Below are 17,532 nucleotides of genomic sequence, written 5' to 3' on the forward strand. Positions count from 1 at the left end.
AGTCATTTTATTACAGTCTGCCCTTTTGATTTTAAATTATTTCTAAAAAAGAGCAGGATTTAATGTCGTTAATTTAATTCGGATAATCAATTAGACGCAGCGTTTGCGAATTTGTTAAAAATTTAGGGTGTTAAAAAATGTTAAACATTTATTTAATGTTTTTTGAATTCAGCCAATCCTGATAATCGCGTGCATTTTTGGCATGTTCAGTATCACTAGCGGTAAATCGGTGAAAACCAAATCTTCCTGGATCAGCAGCCATAAAGATGTAGTTGTTTTGTTCAGCATTCAGCACTGCATCTACGGAGTTTTTGTCCGTAATACAGATGGGTCCCGGCGGAATCCCGACGTTGGCATACGTATTATAAGGAGATGGATGCGTAAGATGTTTGTAAAAAACCCTTTTGATGGGTGTGGTAAAGTTGGTTTCTTTGTTAATGGCGTAAATTACCGTCGGGTCGCTTTGGAGTTTCATTCCTTTTCTGTAGCGGTTGAGATAAAGCCCGGCAATGGTTTTCTGTTCATCGGGTTTTCCGCCTGATTCTTTGTAAACAATGGAGGCGAGTGCATAAATCTGGTCCCTGCTTAGGCCGCTTTGCTTTTCTTTTGCCTTTCTTTCAGCAGTCCAGAAATCGTTGTAACTGTCCTCGAATTTTTTAAAGAATTCTTTAGGTGTTACAGTCCAGAAAAAGTTATAACTGTCAATAAAAAAATATTTCTTAAGATCTTCTGCATTTTTATAGCCTTTCTGCACAGCAATTTGATTGAGATCGGTCGCAAAACGCAGCGAATCGAGTTCTGTTTTTTTGGTGACCTTCCCGATCATCTGATACACATCGCCGAAATCGCCGATTCTGAACGTATTTTCCGTCTGGTTTCCGGCTTTGATCATATTTACCAAATCGCTATTTCCCGTTCCGGATTTGATGCGGTACCGTCCTGCATTGAAATACTGCTCCAGATTTTTATCTTTCGCAACTTCCGTAAATGATGCCGTGTCCTTTAGATAAGGAGAAATGGAATCAAGGATCGACTTTAAATTTGCTGAATGAGGAATCAGAATGTAGCCTTCTTGAGCTACGTTGTTTCCGTAATATTTGGAGTAGTATCTGAAGCCAAAAAAACCGCCGATGACGATCAGCACGCCCACGATACCTAAGATTAAATTTTGTTTTTTCATATTTTAAAAATCTGATTGATGAACCGGTCGATTTTCAGAATCACAGATTGATTTTGCCTTTGAAGACCTGTTTTGCCGGACCTTCAAGCCAGATATTTCGGAAAGCATCTCCGTTCTGTTCGGCATACACTTTCAGTTGTCCTCCCAAAACTTTTACTTCTACACTGTCCAGATTTTTTCCTTTCAGAAAAACAAGGGCCGAAGCGGTGGCGCCGGTTCCGCAGCTGAAGGTTTCATCTTCCACGCCGCGTTCGTAGGTTCTCACGAATATGCTGTGTTCCGAAGTTTTTTCAACAAAATTCACATTGATTCCCGCTTTTCTGTAAGTCGCATTATTACGGATATTGTTACCGCATTCATAAACCTTGAAATGTTCAAGATCATCAACAAACTGAACAAAATGGGGAGAGCCGGTGTTCAAAACAAAATCTTTTCCGTCATTTTCAATGCTTTCCACATCAATCATCTTCAGTTTTACGATGCCGTTTCTGATTTCCGCTTCGTGAAGACCGTCGATGGCCATGAACGTGGTCCGGTCCTCAAAAATATCCAGGAAATGTGCGAAGGCGACAATACATCTTCCTCCATTTCCGCACATCGTACTTTCGTTTCCGTCGGAATTATAATATACCATCCTGAAATCTGCATTTTCTTCTTCTTCGAGCAGAATCAGACCATCGCCGCCGATACCGAAACGCCGGTCGCAGAGCTTTTTGATGATTTCAAGCTCCTTCGGAAACTGAAGGTCACGGTTATCGATGATCACAAAATCGTTTCCAGTTCCCTGATATTTATAAAATTCCATGTTTTTCTGCATAAAAAAAGCGGAAAATCCCGCAGTAGATTTGGTTTGCAAATTTAATCAAATCCGGTAAAAATTCGTATACGATAAGAAATATTGAAAAGATCTATTTTGCCGGCGAAATCGCTTTCAGAGATTTTTGCCACTCCAAATAACCCATTACAGCCATCACTGTGAAAACCAAATACTGTACCGAAGTGATTCCTAAACCTTTATGAAGCATCATCGGAACGCAGATGAAGTCGCCGATGACCCAGAAAATCCAGTTTTCGATGCGTCTTTTTGCCATGAGCCACATCCCGACCAGGAAAATCGCGGTGGTGAAAACGTCGAGCCAGTTTGCCCAGTCCAGATGATGCAGACCCAAGCTAACGCGATCCATTGAGAATTTATTTTCAATGAATGGCTTTAAATAATACACAACTGTAACCAATATTAAACTTAAAATAAATAGCATTCCTGCAATAAACCATTCTCTTTTTTTGGTCCAGGAGACTTTTACATGAACATGATCTTCAGAACTTTTAGCCCACAAAATCCAGCCATAAACACTCATAACGGTATAATAAAAATTGATCATCATATCCCCCAGAAGTCCGAAACTTAAAAGAATGTATACATACAGTGCGGTAGAAATGATGCCGGTAGGATAGACCCAGATGTTCTTCCGGATGGAGAAATAAACGCTCAGCAAACCAAAGACGGCGGCAGTGGCTTCCAGAAAGATCTGAAAATTCGTATAGCTTTCATAGGGTTTGAGAAAGAGATCATGCAGATTCATATTCGTCAAAGATAAAAATATTTAGGTGAGGTTCCGTTTTGATACTTCAGCATGAAAATCAGAAAATTAAATCCGATAAATACGCTTTAGAAAAAGAAAGTTGACTAAAAACAGTTAATAATTAACAAAATTTTATACTTTTGAAAATCTTAAAAAAAATAAAATGTCGAATCTTTGGAGAACGAAACCCCTGAGTCAGCTTCTGATTGAAGCCGATGATTCTGAAAAGGGACTTAAAAAAACACTGTCTTCCGGAGCACTGGTTGCTTTGGGAATCGGCGCCATCATTGGAGCCGGCCTTTTCTCGATAACCGGTATGGCTGCTGCTAATTACGCAGGTCCCGGAATCATGATTTCCTTTATTATTGCAGCAATAGGCTGCGCTTTTGCCGGACTTTGTTATGCCGAGTTTGCATCAATGATTCCTGTTGCAGGAAGCGCTTACACCTATTCCTACGCAACAATGGGTGAATTTGTGGCCTGGATTATTGGTTGGGACCTGGTCCTGGAATATGCGGTAGGCGCTGCCACCGTAGCTTCGAGCTGGTCAGGATACTTAGGGAAATTTTTCCATTCTTTCGGCGTATCGCTTCCTGAAACGTTGATGACGACGCCTTTTGACATCACTTCAAGCGGCGCGACCGGAATCATTAATCTACCTGCAATTTTCATCGTGTTGATCATGTCTTTGATTTTGATAAAAGGCACGAGCGAATCTGCATGGGTAAATACCGGAATTGTAATTCTGAAGGTGGCGATTGTAATTCTCTTTATTGTTGTTGGTTTCAAATACATCAAAGCAGAAAATCTGACTCCCCTGATTCCTGAAAACACCGGAAAATTTGGAGAATACGGCTGGTCCGGGATTATACGGGCCGCAGCAGTCGTCTTTTTTGCCTATATCGGTTTTGATGCGGTTTCTACGGCAGCACAGGAAACAAAAAATCCGAAAAAAGCAATGCCGATCGGTATTATGGGCTCCCTATTAATCTGTACAGTACTGTATATCATTTTTGCTTACGTAATGGTGGGTGTGGTTCATTATAAAGCTTTCGCTGCAGGCGGTGGAGCAGATCATCTTGCACCGGTAGCGATTGCAATTGAGGCGATGGGAGATGTGGTAAACGGAACAGTAGTTCCTGCTTATCCGTGGTTGAACACCACAATTATTTTTGCGATCTTATTGGGATATGCTTCGGTAATTCTGGTAATGCTGATGGGCCAAAGTCGTGTGTTTTATTCCATGAGTAAAGACGGACTTTTACCGAAAGTATTCAGCGAGATTCATCCGAAATACAGAACTCCATATAAATCCAATCTCTTTTTCCTTGTTTTCGTGAGTTTATTCGCGGCATTTGTGCCGGGAAGAGTGGTAGGAGAAATGACGAGTATCGGAACTTTATTTGCCTTTATTTTGGTGTGTATCGGAGTTTTGGTGATGAGAAAAACGCAGCCGAATGCACCACGTGCATTTGTGACTCCTTTGGTTCCTTTGGTTCCGGTGCTGGGTGTTCTGGTTTGTTTCGGAATGATGGCGTTTCTTCCGTTCGATACCTGGATCCGTCTGGTTTGCTGGATGATGATCGGTCTCGATGTATATCTGTTCAGAGGAATCAAAAATTCATTGCTCGGAAAAGCAAATGCTACGACACATGATCCTAAGAACTTCACCGTTACTGCCATATCAGGAGCAGTTCTTACGATAATTTTAGCGGTTCTTGCGTTCTTACATCATCGCAGTGCCGAGACCGATGACAGTGCGCTCATTAACTTCTCTATCGTAATGATCATCGTACATGCGGTGCTTTACGGATATTACTTCTTCAAAAACAAGAAATAAACATTCATTATAAACTGTTGAAAATCCCGCTTTATGGCGGGATTTTTATATTTTTGACCAAATTGGATTCATGAAAAAAATATTCCTCATTACTTTCATTGGTGCTTTTTGCCATATTGCTGCACAGAAAGTGCAGGTAAAGACCTTATTGAAAGACAAAATTTCCATCCGTGCGCTGCAGATCTGGAACGGAAAAGTCTGGTATTCCGGAACGGATTCAAAATTCGGATATGTTAATCTGAAGGATACATCTGACCACAAACAGATTAAACTTTCCCCTGAGAAATTACAGTTCAGAACCTTGGCGCAGAATAAACACGCATTTTATCTCATCAATATTGAAAGCCCGGGTTATTTCTTTAAAATTGATAAAAAAACTTTAAAACCTCAGATTGTTTTTAAAGATACTCTGAAAACCGCGTTCTACGATGCCCTTCATTTTGTTCATAATGATCTGGCTTATGCTTTCAGTGATCCTGACAAAGATTTAAATATGAAACTTGCGGCATATCATGGGAAAGGTAAAAATACATGGCACGTGATTGATCATGATGGAAAACTGAAAATGAATAAAGGCGAAGCCGCATTCGCAGCCAGCAATACCAATATCGCTTCTTTAGGAAAATATTTGTGGATCGCAACCGGTGGCGAGACCTCGCGCATCTTCAGACTGAATTTCAGTCAGGGAAATTGGGAGATTTTCAATACGCCGTTTATCCAGGGAACTTCTTCACAGGGGATTTATTCCATCGATTTTTATGATGAAAATTTCGGAATTGCTGTTGGCGGTGATTATACCAAACAGGCTGAAAACATCAGTAATATTGCAACCACCCACAATAGCGGCGAAACCTGGCAAATTCAGGCATCAGGAAAAAACGGCGGTTACAAAACTTGCGTAAAGATCCGTCCGGGATCGAAAGGGAAAGAAATCATTGCAGTCGGAGACCAGAATATTGAGTTTTCAAGGGATTTTGGCAAAACTTGGACAAAAATTTCTGAAGAAAAAGGGCTGTTCGTGTGCGAGTGGGGCGATAGGAATACTTTGGTATTTGCTGGAAAGGACAGAATCATTAAAATGGAACTTAAATTTTAAACTGTGAAATCTCATCACGCATAATTTCATGCTCCTAACTTATTTCGTATTTTTGCTGCTTGAAATTCTTTGAATGATTTTCATGTCTCCTTCAATAAATAAGTTCCCGAATGAATTCTTTAATCGATAAATACAATATTCCCGGCCCACGCTACACTTCATATCCAACCGTTCCGTTCTGGGACGAGGCTGGCTTTACAGCAGATTTGTGGCAGCAGTCGGTCATCAGGTCCTTTAATGAAAGCAATGATGCCGAAGGAATTTCCATTTACATTCACTTGCCTTTTTGTGAGCAGCTCTGCACCTTCTGTGCGTGTCATAAAAGGATTACAAAACAGCATTCTGTTGAAGTTCCTTATCTCGAAAGTGTCCTGAAAGAATGGGATCTTTATTTGAATCTTCTTCAGAGTGAAGGCAGTAATCTCGGTAAAAAACCAAAAATAAAGGAACTGCATTTGGGCGGTGGAACTCCAACTTTTTTCTCTCCTGACAATCTGAAAACCCTGCTGGAAGGGATTTTTGCCAAAGCTGAAATCGCAGAAAATCCTGAGTTTTCTTTTGAAGGCCATCCGAACAATACGACGCGTGAACATCTTCAGACGCTTTATGATCTGGGTTTCCGCAGAAGCAGTTTCGGCGTGCAGGATTACGATCCGCAGGTACAGAAAGCCATTAATCGGATCCAGCCTTTCGAAAATGTAGAAAGGGTGACCAACTGGGCCCGCGAAATAGGATACAAAGGTGTTTCTCACGATTTGGTCTTCGGTTTGCCATTTCACACCTGGGAAAAAATGGAACATACGATCCGCAAAACGTTGGAACTGAAACCTGACCGGCTGGCTTTTTATTCCTACGCCCACGTTCCATGGATTAAAGGGGTCGGACAAAGAGGTTTCGACGAAAACGATTTGCCGAGTGGCGAGGAAAAACGGAAACTCTACGAAAACGGAAAAAAATTACTGGAAGAACTCGGTTATATTGAAGTGGGAATGGATCATTTTGCTCTGGAACACGATGATCTGTATCAGTCAATGGTTTCCGGTGATATTCACCGGAATTTCATGGGTTATTCCTCAAGCAAAACCCAACTGATGATCGGTTTGGGCATGAGTGCGATTTCGGATTCATGGTACGCCTTTGCGCAGAACGAAAAAACCGTGGAAGATTACCAGAAAAGGGTAGAGGAAGGCAAAATTCCTGTTTTCCGCGGGCATATTTTAAATGAAGAGGATTTGAATATCCGCCAGCACATTCTGAATATCATGTGCAGGCTCGAAACTTCCTGGGACTGGCAGACTGCATTCCCTGAAATTGAAAATGCTCTGGATGCATTAAAAGAAATGGAAGCCGACGGTTTGGTGGAAATATCTGAAAATTCAATTAAAATAACCGAAAAAGGCCGCGCTTTCACCAGAAATGTGGCCATGACTTTCGACCTCCGCATGATGCGGAACAAACCGGAAACCCGGATTTTTTCGATGACGATATAGAAGATAAAGCGGCTCACATTTGAGCCGCTTTTTTTATTTTATGATGATTTTCTGTGAGTAAATCTTTACTCCGTCAGATTTTATGGTAGCGAAATACACGCCGGTCTTCAGAGACGAGATATCGATGCTTAGATCTTCGATGATCTTGACTTCTAGTACTTTTCTTCCTTCCGAATTGATGATTTCAGCCGAAAGATCTTTGCCTTTGATCCCTTTTACAAAAATTTTACCGGACGCAGGATTCGGGCTGATGCTGATTTTTTCTTTCAGCATCTCGGCCGTTGAAAGGGTAGTGGTCGTGACTTTATACACTTTTCCGTTGCTTACGGCCGCCACATAAAGTTCCTTGTTCACATCTTCACCAAAAGTTGAAAAATTATTGCCGGTAAATGCGGTTGTCCAGACAATGGAGTTGTCGGGAGCCATCATCCCGATCTGGGTGGAGCAGTAATCGGCGAAAAAATATTTTCCTGAAAAAGCAGGATAAAGTGCACCACGGTAAACATAACCTCCGGTAATTGAGCATTTTCCTCCGGAATGGTCATAGGTAGCAACCGGAAAGGTCATCGTGGAAGCGGCAGCGCAACCCGCAGTGTTGTATGCACTGTTTCCTTCATGGCACCGCCATCCGTAGTTGATTCCGGCCTGGGAAATCGGCATCCGGTTGATTTCTTCAATCTGGTTTTGTCCAACATCAGCGATCATTGCATTTCCTGCGGTAAGATCAAACGAAAATTTCCACGCATTTCTGAGGCCGTAAGACCAGACTTCATCAGCACCATCAACGCCGACAAAAGGATTGGCAGGTGGAATATTATAGGGTCCAGTGGAATTTACATCAATCCTGAGCATTTTTCCTAAAAGTGCATTTTTGTTCTGCCCATTTCCATTCGGGTCACCGCCACTGCCACCGTCGCCGGTTGAAATCCAGAGATAACCGTCGGGTGCGAAATGAATGCTTCCGCCGTTGTGATTGTCGAAGGGTTTCGGGATATTCAACAGTATTTTTTCTGAAGTAAGGTCGGCAATATTCGGATCGGTGGTGCTTACAGAATATCTTGCGACGGTAATATTTCCTGCAAGGTTATTGTAATACACGAAAAAATAACCGTTTGTAGCGTATTGCGGATGAAATGCAAGGCCGAGAAGCCCTCTTTCGCCACCAAATGTAATCTTGGAACTGAGGTTCAGAAAAGGAACGGCATCCACGGTTCCCGTGGACTGGAGGATTTTGATCTCGCCGCTTTGCTGAACAACAAACAGACGGCTGTCGTTGGCATTTGCAATTTCTACCGGATTGCTGAAACCGCTGGCGAATTCAACAAGACTAATGCTTTGGGCTGAAAAAACCATTGAAGAAAAAGCACTGATAAAAAATAATATTTTTTTCATGATACCGTGATTTTTATGTTTAGGTGAAGTTACTTAAAAATTAGTGAAGATATAGCGCCGTCAACTCGATTTTAAAACAGCGATATTTTTTCCACATTAAATATACAATTCCCGAATGATGGCCAGAAAAATAAAAAAGTTACATTTTTTATTAAATTTGCTTTAAAATCTACACCAATGAAAAAAATTAAACAAATCCTGGCAGTTGCCTTACTGTTCTCGGTTCAGCTCTTTTTTGCCCAGCAGTTGCAGGAATCTCTGGACTGGATTAATTCCAAAAGGATTGAAGGTTTCGATTACTTCAGCACCGGATTGTCACAGGATCCCGAAAACCGGCTGCAGATAACTTCGGACAAAATCCGGATCGAATCTAAAGATGCAACAAAATACACCTGGTTCGACTGGAATACCATTAACGACATGAGGGTAAATGATGAAGTGGAAGGCAAGTATGTTCTTTATATCGTTTCCAATTACATTTACGAAGGGCTTCCGCTTTATATCGGGATCCATTTCAAATCAAAAGATCTCAGAACACGTTTCTCAAATGCAGTGGAGCATATTGCCAAATTAAAGGGAGGGAAAGGTCTTATTTATAATAATTATGATACCTCCAAATCCAGTGCGGTGATATGGCTTCGGGCCCGAGGAATTGATATTTTTGAGGGAGACAATAAACTTCGACTTGAAATTACTGAAGACAGAATTCGGAAATATTATCTCAAATCCACGGAATCCATCAGCATCAACTGGCGGGATGTGAAAGAGATCAAGTCTGAACTTTACGAAAAAAACAAAAAATACAAGCACGTTACAATTGTTGGGCCCACCGACGCTGCAGGCAACTTAACCACCATCAGTTTTTATATCTATCAGGGAATGGCCGACGAATATGTAAAGGCTTTGAATTCACTGGCTTACAAAAACGGCGCACAACTCGTGAAAGAAGATTTGTTCTGAGCAGATTTATTATCTTCAAACCATTTCTAAAGTAGCCTACTTTAGATAAAATCATTATATTTGCCGACTAATTTTAATGTTGTATAAAATGCAAGGAAAAGGACTTATTACGATTGTTGCCATTGTTTTGGGATTAATTTGCCTCAACGAATTACTGCCGACTTGGTACGCAAGCAAAATTGAAAACCAGGCCACTGCCATTGCCGGAAACAACCAGGCTAAGTACCAGAAAGAGCTTTCAAGACTCTCGAAGGACACTTTGAACCTCGGTTTCACCAAACTTTACTACTCCAAAGCGAAGGAAAAAGAGATGAAACTGGGTTTGGATTTGAAAGGCGGTATCAACGTGCTGTTGGAAATCAACCAAAGAGATTTGGTAAATGACCTTACCAATTATTCCACCAATCCTGTGCTTATCGAAGCCCTTAACCGGACCGATGTAGCCCAGAGAAACTCCACAAAATCCTATATCGATAATTTCTTCGATGTTTTTGAGACGGTGAATAAAGAAAAAGGCACCAACCTGAAACTTGCCGATCCGGATATTTTCGGAAATACAACATTATCGGAAGTAAAATACAACACGAGTGACGATCAGGTGAAAAGCATCGTCAGAAAAAAAATTGAGCAGTCTATCGGGACCGCTTTTGAAGTAATCAGAACGCGTATCGACAAGATGGGAGCCGTGCAGCCAAACGTGCAGCAGGTACCTGGAACCGGAAGGATTTCTGTGGAAATGCCTGGAATCAAAGATATTGACCGCGTGAAAAAAATGCTTCAGACTTCTGCAAAACTCCAGTTCTGGGAAGTGCAGCAGACTCCTGAAGTATATCCGTACTTCGAGCAGCTAAATACAATGGTTGCTGCAAAAGGAGATTCAATGGGAGTGGCGAAGAACACCAACTTCACCAAAATTCTTCAGGTTGATAAATTAAGATCAAACGGCGTTGCCAACGTAAAATTATCCGATACTGCTGCGGTGAATAAAATCATCAACAGCAAAGTAGCGGTGGAGGCCCGTCCTTCAAACTTAAAATATACCCAGTTCATGTGGGGCTACAAACCGGAATCCGGTGATGAAGAGAATTTGGTTCTGTATGCCGTTCGCGGAAACATCAACCAAAAAGCTCCGGTTGACGGCGCGGTGGAGACTGCAAACGTCAGCTACGACCAGATGGGAAGAATTGTAGTGGACATGCAGATGGATTCTGACGGTGCGAAAGACTGGAAGACCATGACTGCGAAAAATGTAAACAAGCCGGTTGCAGTAACTTTGGACAACAGAGTATACACGGCCCCGAATGTAGTTGGTGAAATTCCGAACGGAAGAACACAGATTTCAGGTAACTTCTCTCAGGACGAAGCACAGGATCTTGTAAATGTACTGGGTGCAGGAAAACTTCCAGCCGGTGCAAAAATTGTTCAGGCCGATGTGGTAGGACCGTCTTTGGGTGCTGAATCCATCGATGCGGGTGTGCTTTCCTTTATGATAGCCTTCCTGGTGATTATTGCGTATATCATTTTCTATTATGGCGGTGCCGGAATTTATGCGGTAATTGCCATGATCATTAACCTTTTCTACATTTTTGGAATGATGGATTCTGGGGATTTCACCCTTACCCTTCCGGGAATTGCAGGGATCGTGCTCTCCATGGCCATGGCGGTGGATACGAATGTGATCATTTATGAAAGAACCAAGGAAGAACTCTTTGCCGGGAAAAATATCCTCGAAGCCTATAAAGACGGTTTCAAACATGCGCTTTCAGCGATTATTGACGGTCACTTAACAACGATCCTTACCGCAGTGGTGCTGTATGTCTTCGGAACTGGTCCGATCAAAGGTTTTGCGATTACATTGATCATCGGTATCCTGATGACGTTCTTTACTTCTGTTTTATTGTCAAGGGTAATGATCTTTGCACGTCTTAACAAAGGAAAAGGACTTTCCGTTTGGACTCCGCTTACGAAAAATCTTTTCAGAAACGTTTGGATCGATTTTATCGGAAAAAGAAAATATGCCTATATCATTTCCGCAGTGCTTACTGTAGCCAGTATTATTTCAATTGCCAGCAACGGCTTCAAATACGGAATTGATTTCACAGGCGGACGAAATTATGTCGTGAGATTCGAAAAACCGGTTGATGCGACTCAGGTTGAGGAAAAATTGCTTAAAATATTCTCAACTTCCAATAATCTCAACTCTTCTGTGGAGGCCAAAACATTCGGAACCGACAACCAGCTTAAAATTTCTACCGATTACCTCATCAATGATGAGTCTTTAGCTGCCGATCAGACGATTGAAAAGAAACTTTATGAAGGTCTGAAAAATGAGCTTCCTGCAAACTTAACCCTTCAGGATTTTAAAGCTTCTGATAAAGGACATGCCGGAATTGTTTCCTCAACGAAGGTTGGACCTACCGTTGCAGATGATATTAAATCAGGAGGAACGCTTGCGGTGATTGCTGCGCTGGCGGGAATCTTCCTCTACATCCTGTTAAGATTCCGCAAATGGCAGTTCTCCCTCGGAGCAGTTGCCGGTCTTGCGCATGATGCGATCATTATTTTAGGTGCGTACTCCTTGCTTCACCGTTATATGCCGTTCAGCATGGAGATCAACCAGGATTTCATTGCGGCGATCCTTACGGTTCTTGGATATTCAATAAATGATACCGTGATTGTCTTCGACAGGATCAGGGAATATTTGCGGGAGAAAAAATCCCTTACTTTGGCCGGACTCTTTGATGACTCCATTTCAAGTACTTTGGGACGGACTTTCAACACCTCTTTCACCACCATTCTGGTGATCACAGCCATCTTCATCTTCGGTGGAGACAACCTAAGAGGATTTATGTTTGCTCTTCTTTTAGGGATTATTTTCGGAACCTATTCCTCCATCTTTATTGCCTCAGCGATTGCTTACGATTTCCTGAAAGGCAAAGGAAAAGAGGAAACGCCTCACGGCAAATCGAGTACCGTTAAAGATGTCATTACTCCAAAAGCAAAATAATAAAAACTCATTTATAGAAAAAGTCCTTCGAAAGAAGGACTTTTTCTTTTATCCGCAGTTCGGGTTGTACATTATCATACTGCTCATTCATGGTGGAATTTAACCACTAGTCATTCTTTTTTATTACTTTTATAAATACAAACTACATCATGAATAAGAAAGATATTGTACTCATAATCGGTGCTGTTTTGGTGGCTGCCGCAACAGGAGTCGCGACTTATACCGGAATTAATGCGGTGCTGCTCTTTGCTGTTGCTGCTGCAGCGCTGGTGTTGGTTGCGATGATTGTCGGAAAAGCCACAGAACAGTTAGGGAGTAGAATGGGACCTGCCGCCACTGGGGTCTTACAGTCGGCATTGGGTAATTTACCGGAGCTGTTCGTTTGTATTTTTGCCTTAAAAGCAGGGCTGGTTACAGTAGTTAAGGCAGCATTGGTAGGATCTATTCTCGGAAATTCTGTGCTTGTCTTCGGAATGGCAATTTTTTTCGGCGGAATTAAGAATGGACGGCAGTACTTCCATTCGGAGCCTCCAAAGATGAATGCTATATTGATGATCTTAGCTTTTGCAGCAATGGCGGTACCTACACTTACTTTTTATCTTCATACTCCTGCGGAAAGTCATATCAATACACTGGATCTTATTGTGGCGATAGTTTTACTTGTTGTTTTTGGCGCATTTCTGAGTTTTTCTATTAAAGGCGACAAGTCGGTGGTTCCGAGTGAAGAAACAGAACCGCACTCGGCAAGTTGGTCTATGCCTGTAACCTTGGGCGTTTTGGCAGGAGCAGGAGTTGCTGCTGCATTTGTCTCAGACTGGTTTGTTAAAGCCCTGAATCCTGCTATGGAGTCCTTAGGAATCAACGAAGTATTTGCCGGCTTAATTGTTGTGGCTATTGCCGGAAATGCGATTGAAAATCTGGTTGGGATTCAACTGGCCATAAAAAATAAAGCCGATTATGCAGTGAGTGTCATTTTGAATTCATCACTGCAGGTTGCATTGGTTCTGTACCCGCTTCTGATCATTATATCATTTTTCCTGGGTGGCGCAGTACTGTCATTTGTGCTGAGCCCACTGCTCCTGGCTTCACTGGCGCTCTCCGTTTTAGTCAGTGCATTCATTGTTTTTGATGGAGAAAGTATCTGGCTTGAGGGCGTAGCATTAATAGGATTGTACATCATCATTGCTGCGGCTTTTTGGTGGGGGTAAAGGATAGCCTTATTCCTTTTCATGTAATTTAATGTAAACTGCGGTAATGGTGAAAAATTGTAAATTAGAAGTCTGAACAAATGATTAAAATCTTCAAAAATTATAAATAGAGATCTAATGAAAATACAGATTAAAGAAAACGAATTCCTGCTGTTGGCTTTAGGGCAGGCAAAAGAAGAACACGGCGTAGTAACGCGCGAAGTGAGTTTCGAATTCAACGGAAACCGGTTTGAAAGGGAAATTGTTTTAAGACCCAACGGTACAGGCGCCGATTACGAAGAGCCCGAAAAATTTTATATGATGAACAAAGAAATGGTAGATGCCAGTCTTGTAGAGTATCTTGCTGAACAGCACTGATTATTCTAATGGTTCTGAAAACTGCATTGGCAAATCAACAGTTTTCCGCAAATAAAAAAGCCCTTTCATTTGGAAAGGGCTTTTTTCTGATTATTTTTTGAGATCGTAGCGGTCTGCATTCATGACTTTCGTCCAGGCTTTTACAAAATCCTTCACGAATTTCTCTTTATTGTCATCCTGTGCATAAAATTCAGCATAGGAACGCAAAATGGAATTGGAACCGAATACTAGATCCACCCGGGTTGCCGTCCAGCGCGTTGCTCCGGACTTTCGGTCCACAATGTTGTAAAGGTTGTCCGAAACCGGAATCCAGCGGTAATTCATATCGGTAAGGTTTACAAAGAAATCGTTGCTCAAAGTACCTTCGCGATCGGTAAAAACACCGTGTTTGGTACCGCCGTAATTCGTTCCCAGAACGCGCATCCCTCCTACGAGAACGGTCATTTCCGGAGCCGTTAAACCCATGAGTTGGGTGCGGTCGAGCATGAGTTCTTCTGCAGAAACCACATAATCCTTTTTCAGCCAGTTGCGGTAGCCGTCGTGTATGGTTTCGAGTTCATCGAAAGATTCCGCATCGGTCATGTCCTGACTCGCATCACCACGTCCGGCGGAAAAAGGAACATTTATATTATATCCTGCCTCTTTCACAGCCTGTTCAACGGCAGCAGTGCCTCCCAGAACAATAAGATCAGCCATGCTTACTTTTTTTCCGAAATTAGACTGAATCATTTCCAGAATATCCAGCACTTTGCGGAGCCTTTGCGGTTCGTTTCCTTCCCAGTTCTTTTGGGGTTCCAGACGGATTCGGGCTCCGTTTGCGCCTCCGCGGTAATCGGAGCCACGATAGGTTCTGGCACTATCCCAGGCGGTATTGATGAGTTCTGTTCTGGTAAGTCCGCTGTTAAGTATTTTTCCTTTTAAATCTTCAGTTTCTTCATCGGTAATTACATAATCCACTGAAGGAATCGGATCCTGCCAGATCAGATCTTCAGCAGGTACATCCTTGCCGAGATATCTGGATTTCGGACCAAGATCACGGTGGGTAAGCTTAAACCAGGCTCTTGCAAAAGTATCGGTAAAATATTCAAAATCATGGTGAAATCTTTCTATAATCGCACGGTAGCCCGGATCCATTTTTAAAGCCATATCGGCATCGGTCATCATGGGATTTCTGCGGATATTCGGGTTGTGCGCATCTACCGGCTTCAGTTCCTCCGGAAGATTCACAGGCTCCCACTGGTTCGCTCCGGCCGGACTTTTTGTGAGCTGCCATTCGTGGTTCAGCAGCAGATCCAGATAACCGTTGTCCCACTGCGTTGGATGGGTTGTCCACGCGCCTTCAAGACCGGAGGTCACCGTATCTTCGCTGTGACCTTTTCCTTTCGGATTGATCCATCCAAAACCCTGCGTTTCCAGCCCGGATTCTTCCGGATCACCACCAAGAGCGGAGGCATCGCCGTTGCCATGACATTTCCCTACGGTATGCCCACCCACGGTGAGGGCGGCAGTCTCTTCATCATTCATGGCCATTCGTTTGAAGGTAACGCGCAAATCTGCTGCGGTTTTCAGTGGATCCGGATTTCCGTCCACTCCTTCAGGATTTACATAAATAAGCCCCATCATCACTGCAGCCAGAGGATTTTCAAGTTCTCTTTCCCCGGTATAGCGGCTGCCCTCGCTGCCGGTAGGAGCCAGCCATTCCTTTTCAGATCCCCAGTAAATGTCTTTTTCAGGATGCCAAACATCTTCACGTCCGCCACCAAATCCGAAGGTTTTAAGACCCATCGATTCATAAGCCATATTTCCTGCGAGGATAATGAGATCTGCCCATGAAAGCCGGTTTCCGTATTTCTTTTTGATGGGCGAGAGCAGTCTTCTTGCCTTATCGAGGTTCACATTATCAGGCCAGGAATTTAGTGGCGCAAAACGCTGGCTGCCGGTATTGCTTCCGCCTCGGCCGTCTGCAGTTCTGTAAGTTCCTGCCGAATGCCACGCCATTCTTATCATGAGTCCGCCGTAATGGCCCCAGTCGGCGGGCCACCATTCGCGGCTGTCGGTCATGAGGTTTTTAAGATCTCTTTTTACTGCTTCGAGATCGAGTTTTTTAAATTCCTCGGCATAGTTAAATTCTTTTCCCAAAGGATTTGTTTTTGTGTCATGCTGAGAAAGGATATCGAGATTGAGTGCTTTCGGCCACCAGCTCATCACATCATTTGCTTCTTCAGTATTGGCGCCGTGCATAACGGGACATTTCCCGTTCTGTCCCAAAGATCCGCCCGCTGCGGGAATGGGATTCTCTTCGTTCTGGCTGTGGATGGTTTCGCCCTGTGCAGGGTCATTCTGAACGGGTTGATTGGCCTGTTCCATAGCTTCCTGTGCTTTCTGTCCTTCATGATGCGGACAGCGTCCTTCTGAATTTGTCATATTGTACTGTTTTTACCAAAGTTAAAAAGAATCGATGGTAAAAATTCCGGATTCATGATTTATTCTGAAAATAACAGTGATAGGCGTTAATGATTACATAATTTGAGAAGCGATAAGATTCATAATAGGGTGAGTGCATATTGTGTCTCGGAGAAAGCTATAGCGTTGCTTCTAAAAAGAAAAACCCTGTCCGGAGTAAACCTGAACAGGGCAAATTGAGAAAAAATTTTAATTCCATGTATTATTTCATTACAATAAATTCCTCCATCGGAATTCTTACTTTCTTCATTGTAGCCAGCCAGTCGGTTTTCTCATCACGGTATCCGAGATAGAGAAGCGTTACACTTTTTAATCCGAGTTCTTTAAGTGCCAGGATTCCATCCACTACTTCATTGCTGAATCCTTCCGCAGGTGTACTGTCTATTTTAAGTTCAGCCGCCTGAGCCATCGCAAGTCCTAATGCAATATAGGTCTGCCTTGCCGTATGCGCAAAATGTTCGTCTGGAGTTTGTGCACCATAAATATTTTTCAGCTGATCGGTATAACTGCTGAATCTGCCTTGCGGCAAATCCCGTACTGTCGTATGGTGATCATACACCTGATCTATTTTCTCTGCGGAATAGCGGTCCCACGCTGCAAATACCAGTACATGTGAGCAGTCCCGCATCACCTCCGGGTTCAGGGCACCTGCTACCATTTTCTCTTTTAAGTCCTGATTTTCCACAACAATAACGCGGAATGGCTGAAGACCTGATGAAGTAGGAGCGAGCCTTGCAGCTTCGAGTATCTTGTTTAAATCTTCCGGTGAAACTTTTATGTTAGGGTCATATGCTTTGGCGGCATGGCGCCAGTTTAAATCTTCGAGTAATGACATGATGATATTTTAAAAGGTTATAGATTTCCGCTTTATTCGTCACTTCTGACAGCTTGTTTTTAACGGTTTATTGAAGGCACAAAGATAAGTGCAATACAGAACCTTAACGATCGAATGCTGA

At 42.7% G+C, this 17,532-nt stretch carries 13 protein-coding genes; 7 read left to right on the plus strand and 6 right to left on the minus strand.

Features of this window, described 5'->3' with window-relative positions; genetic code table 11:
* Positions 1-148: 148 nt before the first annotated feature.
* The 3 genes from mltG to pnuC all read right to left on the minus strand — a co-directional run bounded on the left by mltG (position 149) and on the right by pnuC (position 2,763).
* The gene (mltG, locus tag FUA25_RS02000; RefSeq protein WP_147755225.1) at positions 149-1,180 is read right to left on the minus strand and encodes an endolytic transglycosylase MltG; all 1,032 of its coding nucleotides are present in this window, start codon (positions 1,178-1,180) and stop codon (positions 149-151) included.
* A gap of 40 nt (positions 1,181-1,220) precedes the next feature.
* Entirely contained in the window at positions 1,221-1,985 is a 765-nt protein-coding gene (gene dapF / locus FUA25_RS02005; RefSeq protein ID WP_147755226.1) for a diaminopimelate epimerase, read from the minus strand.
* 103 nt (positions 1,986-2,088) lie between these two features.
* Positions 2,089-2,763, minus strand: a complete 675-nt coding sequence (pnuC, locus tag FUA25_RS02010; RefSeq protein ID WP_147755671.1) for a nicotinamide riboside transporter PnuC — start codon at positions 2,761-2,763, stop codon at positions 2,089-2,091.
* Positions 2,764-2,926: 163 nt separating this feature from the next.
* On the opposite strand from pnuC, the gene FUA25_RS02015 reads away from it, so the two are divergent.
* The 3 genes from FUA25_RS02015 to hemN all read left to right on the plus strand — a co-directional run bounded on the left by FUA25_RS02015 (position 2,927) and on the right by hemN (position 7,189).
* Positions 2,927-4,603 carry an amino acid permease gene (locus FUA25_RS02015; RefSeq protein ID WP_147755227.1) on the plus strand — a complete coding sequence of 559 codons (1,677 nt, stop codon included), beginning with the start codon at positions 2,927-2,929 and terminating at the stop codon, positions 4,601-4,603.
* Positions 4,604-4,673: 70 nt separating this feature from the next.
* The gene (locus tag FUA25_RS02020) at positions 4,674-5,699 is read left to right on the plus strand and encodes a WD40/YVTN/BNR-like repeat-containing protein (RefSeq protein ID WP_147755228.1); all 1,026 of its coding nucleotides are present in this window, start codon (positions 4,674-4,676) and stop codon (positions 5,697-5,699) included.
* Between the two features lie 110 nt (positions 5,700-5,809).
* Positions 5,810-7,189 carry an oxygen-independent coproporphyrinogen III oxidase gene (gene hemN / locus FUA25_RS02025; RefSeq protein ID WP_147755229.1) on the plus strand — a complete coding sequence of 460 codons (1,380 nt, stop codon included), beginning with the start codon at positions 5,810-5,812 and terminating at the stop codon, positions 7,187-7,189.
* Between the two features lie 33 nt (positions 7,190-7,222).
* On the opposite strand, the gene FUA25_RS02030 is transcribed toward hemN, so the two are convergent.
* On the minus strand, positions 7,223-8,581 hold the full coding sequence (locus FUA25_RS02030) for a PQQ-dependent sugar dehydrogenase (protein ID WP_147755230.1): 1,359 nt from the start codon (positions 8,579-8,581) through the stop codon (positions 7,223-7,225).
* 177 nt (positions 8,582-8,758) lie between these two features.
* Here FUA25_RS02030 and FUA25_RS02035 point away from each other — a divergent pair, with 177 nt between their 5' ends.
* From FUA25_RS02035 to FUA25_RS02050, 4 genes are all read left to right on the plus strand, one after another.
* Positions 8,759-9,541, plus strand: coding sequence for a hypothetical protein (locus FUA25_RS02035; protein ID WP_147755231.1), 783 nt, complete (start codon positions 8,759-8,761; stop codon positions 9,539-9,541).
* An 88-nt stretch (positions 9,542-9,629) separates the two neighbouring features.
* Entirely contained in the window at positions 9,630-12,548 is a 2,919-nt protein-coding gene (gene secD, locus FUA25_RS02040) for a protein translocase subunit SecD (RefSeq protein WP_147755232.1), read from the plus strand.
* Between the two features lie 149 nt (positions 12,549-12,697).
* Complete coding sequence (cax, locus tag FUA25_RS02045; RefSeq protein WP_147755233.1) at positions 12,698-13,756, plus strand: calcium/proton exchanger; 1,059 nt, start codon at positions 12,698-12,700, stop codon at positions 13,754-13,756.
* Between the two features lie 117 nt (positions 13,757-13,873).
* Positions 13,874-14,113, plus strand: a complete 240-nt coding sequence (locus FUA25_RS02050) for a hypothetical protein (protein ID WP_147755234.1) — start codon at positions 13,874-13,876, stop codon at positions 14,111-14,113.
* A gap of 90 nt (positions 14,114-14,203) precedes the next feature.
* On the opposite strand, the gene katG is transcribed toward FUA25_RS02050, so the two are convergent.
* Together katG and FUA25_RS02060 are read right to left on the minus strand one after the other, a co-directional pair.
* The gene (gene katG, locus FUA25_RS02055) at positions 14,204-16,537 is read right to left on the minus strand and encodes a catalase/peroxidase HPI (protein ID WP_228411619.1); all 2,334 of its coding nucleotides are present in this window, start codon (positions 16,535-16,537) and stop codon (positions 14,204-14,206) included.
* A 241-nt stretch (positions 16,538-16,778) separates the two neighbouring features.
* The gene (locus FUA25_RS02060) at positions 16,779-17,411 is read right to left on the minus strand and encodes an NAD(P)H-dependent oxidoreductase (protein ID WP_147755235.1); all 633 of its coding nucleotides are present in this window, start codon (positions 17,409-17,411) and stop codon (positions 16,779-16,781) included.
* Positions 17,412-17,532: the final 121 nt, after the last annotated feature.

This window comes from Chryseobacterium sp. (genome assembly GCF_008014695.1).
GTDB lineage: Bacteria > Bacteroidota > Bacteroidia > Flavobacteriales > Weeksellaceae > Kaistella.

Coding starts and splice junctions, on each gene's coding strand:
- FUA25_RS02020 (WP_147755228.1), top strand. CDS start 4,674: ATGAAAAAAATATTCCTCATTACTTTCATTGGTGCTTTTTGCCATATT.
- secD (WP_147755232.1), top strand. CDS start 9,630: ATGCAAGGAAAAGGACTTATTACGATTGTTGCCATTGTTTTGGGATTA.
- FUA25_RS02035 (WP_147755231.1), top strand. CDS start 8,759: ATGAAAAAAATTAAACAAATCCTGGCAGTTGCCTTACTGTTCTCGGTT.
- dapF (WP_147755226.1), bottom strand. CDS start 1,985: ATGGAATTTTATAAATATCAGGGAACTGGAAACGATTTTGTGATCATC.
- hemN (WP_147755229.1), top strand. CDS start 5,810: ATGAATTCTTTAATCGATAAATACAATATTCCCGGCCCACGCTACACT.
- mltG (WP_147755225.1), bottom strand. CDS start 1,180: ATGAAAAAACAAAATTTAATCTTAGGTATCGTGGGCGTGCTGATCGTC.
- cax (WP_147755233.1), top strand. CDS start 12,698: ATGAATAAGAAAGATATTGTACTCATAATCGGTGCTGTTTTGGTGGCT.
- FUA25_RS02050 (WP_147755234.1), top strand. CDS start 13,874: ATGAAAATACAGATTAAAGAAAACGAATTCCTGCTGTTGGCTTTAGGG.
- katG (WP_228411619.1), bottom strand. CDS start 16,537: ATGACAAATTCAGAAGGACGCTGTCCGCATCATGAAGGACAGAAAGCA.
- FUA25_RS02015 (WP_147755227.1), top strand. CDS start 2,927: ATGTCGAATCTTTGGAGAACGAAACCCCTGAGTCAGCTTCTGATTGAA.
- pnuC (WP_147755671.1), bottom strand. CDS start 2,763: ATGAATCTGCATGATCTCTTTCTCAAACCCTATGAAAGCTATACGAAT.
- FUA25_RS02060 (WP_147755235.1), bottom strand. CDS start 17,411: ATGTCATTACTCGAAGATTTAAACTGGCGCCATGCCGCCAAAGCATAT.
- FUA25_RS02030 (WP_147755230.1), bottom strand. CDS start 8,581: ATGAAAAAAATATTATTTTTTATCAGTGCTTTTTCTTCAATGGTTTTT.